We start from the raw sequence: 9,467 nt of genomic DNA on the forward strand, positions 1-9,467 counted from the left end.
CCTATCCCAACAGCCCGAGCACGCCCGACTTGTCGGCCCCGGACGCGAGCACGTCCTGGGGCGTGCACTCGGGGCACCCGTTCGCGCACTTGCAATTGGCCAGGATGGCCCGGACCCACTTGAACGTGTCGTCGACGAGCGCCAGGTCCAACGCCTCGGCCACGCCCATGCCCTGAAGGTGCCGATCCACCACCACGATGCCCGCGGGGGCCTCGGGGAACATGCCCGGCCCCACTGGCACCACATCCATGTCCTCGTCGTTGGAGAGCAGATGCGCCACCAGCACTCCGTCCGCCGAGCGCGCCAGGTGCACGAGCACGTTCGGCGACGTGGCCGCGGGGAAGAAGACGCCGCGCACGCGGGTGCGGTAACGGCAGCTCACCGCGCCCACGTCCACCCGGCCCGGCCGCCCCAGCTGCGAGTAGCCGGTGACGCTCTCCACCACCGTCGCGTCCAGCGTGCACACCTGGTACACGCACCGCCCGGTGCGCACCGTCTGCGGAGACTCCACCACCGTGGCGGACTCGAACTGGATGCGCAGCTGCGGCTTCGTGAGGGGCCGGTCATTGGGCACCGGCTTCACGCGCAGCTCGTTGCGCTTGGTGTCCAGCGAGTGCAGTGGCACCTCGTAGCGCGCGTCGCCCACGGCGAACACGCGGCCCGGGTAGTAGCGCGTCTCCACCAGCAGCCGGTCCACCTCGGTGAGCACCTGGCCGCTGTGCACGTCGAGGATGCGCACCACCTGCTCGCTCACCGTGCGCCGCAGCGGATTGACGGCCTCGGAGACTCCGGCGGGGACGACGGGGCTGCGCACGGGCTCGCGGCCCTGGGCCAGACGCACCACGTGCCGCTCGGGCCGGAACTTCGGACCCAGCACCTGCTCCACGCGCGAGCGCCCGAAGACGGCCGCCAGCGACTCCACGTCCTGCGAGCCCTCCTGCATGGCCGCCTTGAGGTGCGCCGTGGCCAGCGCGCCGTTGTGGTAGCCCACGAGCGGACGCGGCGGCATCAGCATGCCGTGGCGGGAGAGCCCATCCAGGTTGCCATCGCGCGTGAGGAAGCGCGTCACCGGGTTGTCCGCGAGCCCCCACAGCGCATCATGCGTCTGCCCGTCCGCCAGCGGCACCCGGTGCGGAAGCGCCCGGTACGAGGCCACCAGCCACGCCTCGTCCAGCGTACCCACCGAGGCCACGCCGAAGAGGGACACGTCGCGGACGAAGCGCAGCTCGCCGCCCCAGAAGTCCACGGCCTTGAGGTCGAAGGCCCCACCCGGGTCTCCCACCGCGGCGGGCAGCTTCGCCCCCACCACCGGCTCCAGGGCCCGGCGCACCCACGGCGTCCCGGGCTGCGAGCGGAAACCCTCCACCACGCGCCAGACGCGCACGGGAGCGGCCGCGCGCGGCGTGAAGGGCACCTCGCGCACGGAGATGCCGGGGAACATCTGCTCCACCAGCCCTCGCGTGCCCGCGCCGCCCACGCCCGTGGCCAGCACGTTCCACCGCGCCCCGGCCGCCGACAGCGCCAGCTCCAGCCGCCGCAGGGTGAACATGCGGTGCGTGGACGCGAGCGGCGTGCCCCGGTCCACTCGAGACAGCACCACCAGCCCCACCGAGCGCGCCCACAGGCGGCCACAGCCCCCACGCGTCTCGGAGAGCGCGCGGATGCCTCCGGCGGACAGTTGCTCCACGTCGAGGAAGACGGCGGCCGGCATGCGGTTGCCCGCGAAGGCCTCGCGCATCGCCGCCTCGCCCGCCAGCAGCGGCCCCGAGGGCCACGAGCCACTGCGCGCAATGGCCTCGAGCACCGCGTCGCGCAGCGCCTCGGGCTCGTCGCTGATGACGACGCACGGCAGGCCCTCGCGCTGGAGCGCGAGCAACACGCAGGAGATGAGGAAGTGATGCTCGGTCGGGTCGGGCAGGTCGCCCACGAGCCAGCCCTGGGTGGGCGTGCTCCACGCGCTGGCGATCTCCTCCAGCGCCCGAGGCGGTGCCCCGGTGGCCCCCGAGTCCCGCCACGCGGCGGCGCTCCAGGCTGGAGCCGGCTCCGGGTTGGCCACCCCCTGCGTCGCGAGCAGCGGACGCCCGTTGGTCTCGATGGCGCCCAGCTTGCGCCACATCCCCGGCACGTCCGCGCGAGGGAGCGCGGGCACCTGGGGCTGGGGAGCCTCTTCCTTCACGGGAGGAGGCGCGAGGCGCTCGGCGCGCGTCCACACCGCGAGCGCCACGCACAGCATGGGCAGCACGGCGCCGAGATCGAGCAGCGCGCGGGGCTTGTCCTGCTGCCACGGCCCATTCACCGCGATGAGGGCCAGCACCGGCACGGCGATGAGGACGAGTGCCAGCGGGTCCGCGAGCGGCACGCGGAAGGACGTGAGGCTCTTGTGGTTGGACTCCTGGAGCGCGAACACGCCCGTCGCGAGGAGGAAGGCGGCGGCCTGGGGCAGGACGAGCAGCAGCACCGCGTCGAGCGGGTACCAGGTCGCCTGCACCGTCACCGGAGCGCCGTTCGGGCCTGGAATCTGCGGCAGCGCCGTGAGCTCGCGAAGCCAGCCGAGCGGCCCATCATGCATGGAGGCACTGGCGGCCTCGACCAGGCGGGTGACGAGCACCAGCGCCAGGGTGACGAAGACGGCCTTGCCCACGGGGAGCGCGGCGCGGCGCCAGCGCGAGTTGGGACCGGGGCCCACCAGGAGCGCCGCCAGGACCCAGGCCATCAGGGGCGTGGCGAGCACCAGCATCCACACCAGCAGGCGCACCGCCGTCGTCAGTTGGGACGGATGCGGGAGTTGCAGCGTCATCGCGCACCTCGCGGGGCGGCCATGGCCGGCTGCGGAGTGGCGCGAGCCCCCCGCGTCATCTCTTCCACGGAGAAGCCCTCCCAGGTGCGCAGGAAGATGACCCGCGCGGCCTTCGAGGGAGACCAGAGCACGGGCAGCCGCGTGGGCATGTCGCGCAGGCCGGCATCGAGCGTGTCGCGCCCCGCCGACGGAGCGATGACGAAGCCCTCGCCCGGGCGCAAGCCGAGCACCGGGTCTCCATGCGCGTTCAACGGCTGGCACGGCGGAGCGAGCACCGCGCCCATCCGCGAGCCGAAGTCACGCAGCACGTCCGCCGCCTGCTGTCCGCCCTCGGCGTCATCCAGCACACTGCGCTCGCCCATGGGCTGCACCTGACGGCGGCTCAGCTCGGCGATGTGCTCGGGGTCTCCACACGGCACGTCCTCGAGCAACCCGCCCTCGGGCCATGCGCCCTCGAGGAGACGATCGGCCCAGACGCGCTCCTCAGTGATTTCCCTGCGCGCGGCGATCCACCGGCTGATGACCTCCGGCGGCACCAGCGAGCCATGCAGCAGCCCTCCCGCGCCGAGCAACTGTCCGAGGTCATCCAACCGCGCCTCGGCGGCCGGAGTCACACCGAGCGACAGGAGCTCCTGTCGCTTCTTGTCCCTCGCCTCGAGCAGCGCGTGACGCACGGCCTGCAGCCGGGCCACGGCGTTCTCCAGCGCGAGGATGGCGCTCCGGCGGGCCCGCTTGCGGCGCACCACGAGCTGCAACTCCGCCTGCTTCGCACGCCGCCCTCCCCCACCCCGGCTGACGAGCGACTCGAGCGCATCCCGCCGGAGCTTCAGCACGCGGCGCACTTCCTTCCGGGTCTGGTTGCCAACCAGGTAGAGCCACCCGGCTCCAGCGCCCAGCGCGGCGAGCACACCGAAGATCCACGGCAGGGCCTCGTGCCAGTCGAAGCCCGTGGCGGCCGGGGTGGCCGTGGCCGACACCACGACGCGCGGAGGTCCACCCGTGCCCGTGGCAGCCGTGGCCGGATTCATGAGGGACAGCAAGCCGAACGACACGCCCAGCAGCACGGCCAACGCGAGCGCCGCCGCGGCCGCCAGTGCCAGCCGTCGCGAGGGCAGCTCCATGAGGGCGTGCTCCAGCTCCTCGCGGTGCGGATCCACCAGAGGGCCTGGAGGCTGGGACGGATCCAACTTCCGCAGCGTCGTGTCCTCCTGGGCCTGCTCGTCGTGGAGCTGCGCGATGACGCGCTTCAGCCCCTGCTCGACGGAAGGCAGCTGCGACAGGCCGGACGAGGGCCCGAGCGAGGCATCGAACACCGCCTGGATGCCCTGCTCCACCGAGGTAGCCACCTCGGCCTCGGCGCGATCGAGCGCGCGGAAGGCCTCATCGGTGCGGGCCTGGTCCACCGTGGTCGGCGAGGTCTCCACCGAGGCCGGCTTGAAGAGTCCGGCGTGGTTGGCGCGAATCTCCTCGGGCGTATCGAGCGGCCCCACGCGAATGTCCGCGGGCAGGTCCACCGGAGAGCGGGACAGCTCGGCGGCGAGACGGCGGGAGAGCTGCGCGGCCTGGCCCTCGACGAAGGGAGCCAACCACCGGTCATGGTGCAGCGCGGAGATGGCGCCCATGGCCAGGGTGGCGTCCGCCACGGGCTGCTGCATGCGATCCACCAGCACCCCGAGCCCGTCATAGGCGGCACGCGCGGCGGCGTAGGAGCGCAGGCGCGACTCGGGCAACTCCACCGAGGCCAGCGACACGAAGCCCACGAGACCCTCGTCGCGAGCCGGGTGGGCCATGCGGCGGGAGACCTCGTCCTCGGTGCGCAGCCCCGAGGCCACCATGCCGAGCGCGAAGGACGCGCAGGTGGACACCATCTCCTCGGAGGTGAGCGTGCCCGCGGCGGTCTGCTGGGACACGACCCAGATGCGGGCCAGCAGGGGGAACACGGGGCGGGCGCGGGCCCAGCTCTCCAGAGCGGCCAGCCGCGCGAGCGCCACGGAGGCCCTCGGGTTGCTCAGCGCCGGCACCTGCACCACCAGGTGGAGCGTGGCGGTGCGCTGCTCCGGCGGCCGGTCCGGAGGGAACATCGCGCCATAGCCCTCCGCGAGCAGACGCGCGGCCTGCTCGCACGCGACGAGCAGGTCCTCCTCACCGCCCTGCAACGCGGCGACGAAGGCAATGACATCCAATCGCTGGTCGCGCCGCTCGCCCGAGCCACGGCCCGCGCGCAACAGGTCCTCCAGCAGGGGCTGGAGCCCGGCGGCCACGCCCGAGGGCTCGCAGCGCAGCACGCCGAGCAACGGCGAAGAGGCCTCCAGGGACTGGAGGGCGCGGCCGATGACCTCGTGGCCGAAGCGCCCCAGTCCGAGCAGGACGGTGGGGTACGAGACGGCGGCGTCCAAGCTAGTTCCTCAACTCGGCGGCGAGCGCCTCCACCACGGTCCGCTCGTCCTGGATGAAGCGGCGCTCGGAGTCCTTCTGCTCGGAGACAGCGCGCGCGTAGGCCTCGGTGAGGCGGCGCTGGTGGGCCTGTACCTCCTCGAGCAGCTTGTTGCGGGAAGGCCGCTCCACCGTCGCGCTCGTCCACGATTCCCGGGCGTTCTTCTCCAGGTCTCCACGCAGCACGGGATCCAGGGCCTCGAAGGCCTCGAAGGCGCGAGCCCTATCCGGCGCGAGCTTGTTCTTCGTGCCGGCGAAGCTCCAGTGGTAGCCCTCGTCGTCGCGCGAGATGCCGCCGAACAGGGCGCACAGCGTGAAGGCGCGCAGGCGGTTCTCACGGGCCTCGCGCGAGGCCTGGGCGGAACGCTCCGTGGCGCGGCGCTCCTCGGCGCGCTTGATCTCCACGGGGTCCAGGTCGGGCAGGCCGCCCGTCGAGGACTCCCACGACGCCTCGATGTGCAGCGGGTAGGTGCGGTTCTTGTCGTCGCGCACGCGCTTGTAACCGGAGTACAGCTCGGACTGGACGTTCTTGAACCAGTACACGGGCACGCCGAGCAGCGCGCGGTAGAGCACCAGCGAGTCGCGCTCCTCCCAGCCCGCCACGCGGTTGGTGCCGGACACCACGCCCTTGAGCACGCTCCAGAGCGAGCCCTCCTCGTCGCTGGCGTACTTGTCGTGCAGGCCGGCGTAGAAGACGTCCGCGGGCGTCACCGTGGGATCATCGCGGCGCGTGGCGTCGATGTGCGCGAGCAGCACGCACTCGTCGGACAGGCGCTTGAGCCGGTCCTCGATGCCGCGGCGCACCTCGGTGGCGGAGACGGCGCGCAGCTCGTCCTCGAGCTTGCCCTTGCGGCGCAGCTCCTCGAGATCCTTCCCGGCCTTGTGCAGGGCGATGTAGCGCTGCTCCAGGTCCAGGCCCGAGGCCAGGTCGAGCCCCATCTCCTCCATCACCCGGCCATAGGTCTGCAGGGCCTGGGCCTCCAGCTTGCCTCGCACGTGCGAGACGATCTCATTGGCATCGCGCGCGCGGAGCTGGCCGCTGGGGTCGCGCACGGGCGTGAAGGACTCGGTGACGGAGTCGAAGATGTCGGCCACGCGGAAGTTCGCGTCACTGTCGAGCTTGTGCGCGTAGAACTCCTTCCACAGCCGCTCGCGGCGCCGATCGTCGCGGAGCACCTCGGCGTCCAGGTAGAACTGCGCCACGTCGGACGCGGGGTCCACCGCGGCCGGGTCCTTGCGGAAGCGCTCGGCCTGGGACTCGGCGTCGCGGGCGCGCTCGTCGGCCACCTGGGCCACCTTGCGGAAGGACTCCAGCCGGGCCTCGGCGTCCTTGCGCAGCTCGCTCTCGAAGGACTTCCAGAAGAAGCGCTTGATCTCGTCGCGGAACTCGTTGGCCCAGCTCTCGACCTTGGCCACGGCGCGCAGCTTCGTGGTGGCGAAGGCCTTGTTGTCCCGGTCCGTGAGGCTCTGGAGGAAGCCGGGCTGCGCCTGCTTCGTCATCTCCGAGTCCAACCGGGAAATCTCCTGACGCAGCTCGGGGCTGTCCAGGTCGGGCGGCGTGCCGTCGGCCTTGAGGTACGCGCCCTCCTCCGGGTCCTTGAACGGGACGATGAAGCCCTGCTCCAGCAGGCGCACGAGGAACAGCCGCTGGGCGATGGGGTTGACCTCGTACTCCTTGAAGAAGGACTCGAAGAAGCGGCCGGTACGCACGTCGCCGCGCTGGGCCTCGAGGTACTCGCCGCACACGCGGGCGCGCGACTCGTCCTTGGCCCGCCGCAGCACCGCGATGGCCCGGCTCAGCGACGGGTTGCCCGGGTTGATGGACTGCTTCTCCACGTCCGGGATGTCGATCTGCTCGTCCAGCCTGCCGAAGATGGCCTCGAGCTTCTCGCGGAAGGCCTCGGCCAGGTTCTTCCCGCCCTTACCGATCTGCTGCTGGATTCCGTAGAACTGGCCCTTCTCGTCGCGGCGCTCCTCCTCGGAGGCGCGGAAGGCGACGTAGCCCTTGAACTTCTCGTCGATGCGGCGGTTCTTCTCGTTGGGCTCGAGCCGCTGGAAGGCCGGGTCCCCGTAGGGCACCTGGAAGTCCGGGTGGTCCGCGCCGAAGCAGAGGAACTGCCGGAAGGCGCTCGCCACGTAGCGCAGGCCCGCGTACTTGAGGATGTCCCGCCGAGGCAGCTGCAGCAGCGCGGTGCCGAACGAGCCGTAGTGCACGGAGAAGTGGCCCAGGGCGAGCTTCTTCTGGTGCTTCTCGTAGTTGTCGTACTCACCGGCCTGCGCGCCGAGCAGCGGCGAGAAGATTTGGAGGTAGCAGGCATCGGCCACCGCGTTCTCGTACTTCTCGATGGAGAGCTGGTCGGGCCGGTCGATGAGGTAGGTGAGCGTGAAGGGGCGCTCGCCGACGACCTGGCGGTCGCGGTCCTGCGAGCCCGGGTCGAAGTGGAACTCGATCTCCCCCGAGCCGCCCGCGTAGTCGAGCTGGCGGTTGAGGTACTCCAGCTCCTTGAGGGCGGAGTAGCCGTTGGCGAGGATGTCCGGGTGGAGCTGGGGCTTCACCTTGTCGAGGAACGCGGTGGGCAGGGTGAGCACGCCGGAGACGTTGGGACGGCCCCAGCCCGCGTCGAGCACCATGCGCCGCAGCAGGTAGGCCATGGGCAGGAAGCCGCCCGAGCCGGTGCCGCCCGCCACCGAGCCATAGAGCATGACGCGGACGACGCGGTTCTCGTTGTCGCGCCAGGGGTTCTCGCGGCGGGTGGACTCGTCGAGCAGCTTCTGGAGGGCCTTGCGGATGCCGCGGCGATCCTCCTCGAGGTTGTAGTAGAGGCGCAGGCGGCTCTCCATGCGGATCTGCCCGGCGCCGGCGCCCTGGGTGGAGCGGAACTGGTACGTGGAGGGGACCCACTGGGTGACGAGCGGGTCTTCCTGGAGCTCACGCTGGCCGCGCTTGCGCTCGATGTAGGCGCGAGCATCGAAGGCGGAGACGAGGAAGCGGTTCTCGACGGGGATGTCCTTGAGCTTGTCGAGGTCGTCCTTGTTGGTGTCGATGGCCACGAAATGGGTCATCGACTTGATGCGCTCCCAGTTGGGATGACGGCGCAACCGGCTGGCGAGCAGCTGGACGATCTTCCCGCCATTACCCCCGAGTCCCACGAACAAGGTCGGGTTGAACTTCTCCGTCGAGAGCAGCCCCAAGACATCCCCCTTCAAGCAGCTTCACTGCGTGTAGAAAGTACCCGGTGGTATATCACGCGGCGCCGAGCCCGAGCGCCCTTGCTCGCTGGCCGAGGCGGCTGCACCGGGAGTCACAATCGGTCAGCCCAGCTGAGACCTTCGAAGCGAAGCGCAGGGCCTACTTCGGCTCGGGCTTCTCCGCGGGGGCATCCAGTTCCTCCGGAACGCGCGCCCGGAGGAACTTCCATCCCTTGGGCAGATGGTGCGCGGTGAAACCCCGGCCCGCGATGCTGACGAGTTCGCCATCAGTGGCCTTTCCGCTGGCGAGCCATTCATCCGCTTCTTCTCTCGTTGCGAACGTTTGAGAGACGATGATGGGCTTGCCCGTGACGAACTCCCTGAAGTAACCACGGTACTCATCCAACTTTTGGATGTCGCGGACATAGAGCAAAGCCACCGCTGCGATCCGAAGTGCCTCGTCCTCCGGCGAATCCTTCGGGTACTTGTCGCTGATGGTGCCGAGCGTCTTCATCACCGCATCAACATCAAAGTCTGAATTATAGGCCATTGGCGCACCGGATTTAGAGGACGAGAGGGGCCAGAATCAGCGCGCCAGAACCGCCTGTCGTGATGACGAAGGCAACACCGGCGATGACGACGACCGTTCCAAGAGCCACCTGGGCCTTGTGATTCCTGATCCACTCAATCGCATCGTCAACGCGCGAGAACTTCAATTCCCTCGCCTTCTGCTCATTCGCCTTCTCGCATTCCATAAACTCCTTGAGACATTTACTGGTGCAATGTCTACGGAGCCACCCGTCACGATCCGTCTGCGGGTATGGAAGGGGCTCACTTTTCCAGCAATCGTCGTAACACGCATTCTGCTCCGCATCGCAGTTACGGAAGCCGGAGCCGCCAATTCCAAGAGCGGTACCAACGCCCCGCGTATCCTCGGAGATGACGTAGATTCGCCGCTCTGGCTGTTGCACATGCGCGCAACCAGTGCTTGCCACCACAATGGCAATCATCAACGCGAGCCATTTCAATCCCGGCTGCTGGCTCATCC

Annotated in this window: 5 protein-coding genes; all 5 read right to left on the reverse strand. The window is 70.0% G+C overall.

What is annotated here, in order from left to right; translation table 11 throughout:
• Position 1 precedes the first annotated feature (1 nt).
• Positions 2-2,797, reverse strand: coding sequence for a Zn-binding domain-containing protein (locus tag ACJ8AN_RS05005; RefSeq protein ID WP_407754071.1), 2,796 nt, complete (start codon positions 2,795-2,797; stop codon positions 2-4).
• Positions 2,794-5,193 carry a hypothetical protein gene (locus tag ACJ8AN_RS05010; protein ID WP_407754072.1) on the reverse strand — a complete coding sequence of 800 codons (2,400 nt, stop codon included), beginning with the start codon at positions 5,191-5,193 and terminating at the stop codon, positions 2,794-2,796. Before ACJ8AN_RS05010 ends, ACJ8AN_RS05005 begins: the two co-directional genes overlap by 4 nt.
• A gap of 1 nt (position 5,194) precedes the next feature.
• Positions 5,195-8,422, reverse strand: a complete 3,228-nt coding sequence (locus ACJ8AN_RS05015; RefSeq protein ID WP_407754073.1) for a tubulin-like doman-containing protein — start codon at positions 8,420-8,422, stop codon at positions 5,195-5,197.
• Positions 8,423-8,579: 157 nt separating this feature from the next.
• Positions 8,580-8,933, reverse strand: coding sequence for a hypothetical protein (locus ACJ8AN_RS05020; RefSeq protein ID WP_407754074.1), 354 nt, complete (start codon positions 8,931-8,933; stop codon positions 8,580-8,582).
• Positions 8,934-8,982: 49 nt separating this feature from the next.
• Positions 8,983-9,465 (reverse strand): hypothetical protein, encoded by a 483-nt coding sequence (locus ACJ8AN_RS05025; RefSeq protein WP_407754075.1) that lies wholly within the window; start codon positions 9,463-9,465, stop codon positions 8,983-8,985.
• Positions 9,466-9,467 lie beyond the last annotated feature (2 nt).

The sequence above is a fragment of the Archangium sp. genome, assembly GCF_045802675.1.
Lineage (GTDB): Bacteria > Myxococcota > Myxococcia > Myxococcales > Myxococcaceae > Archangium.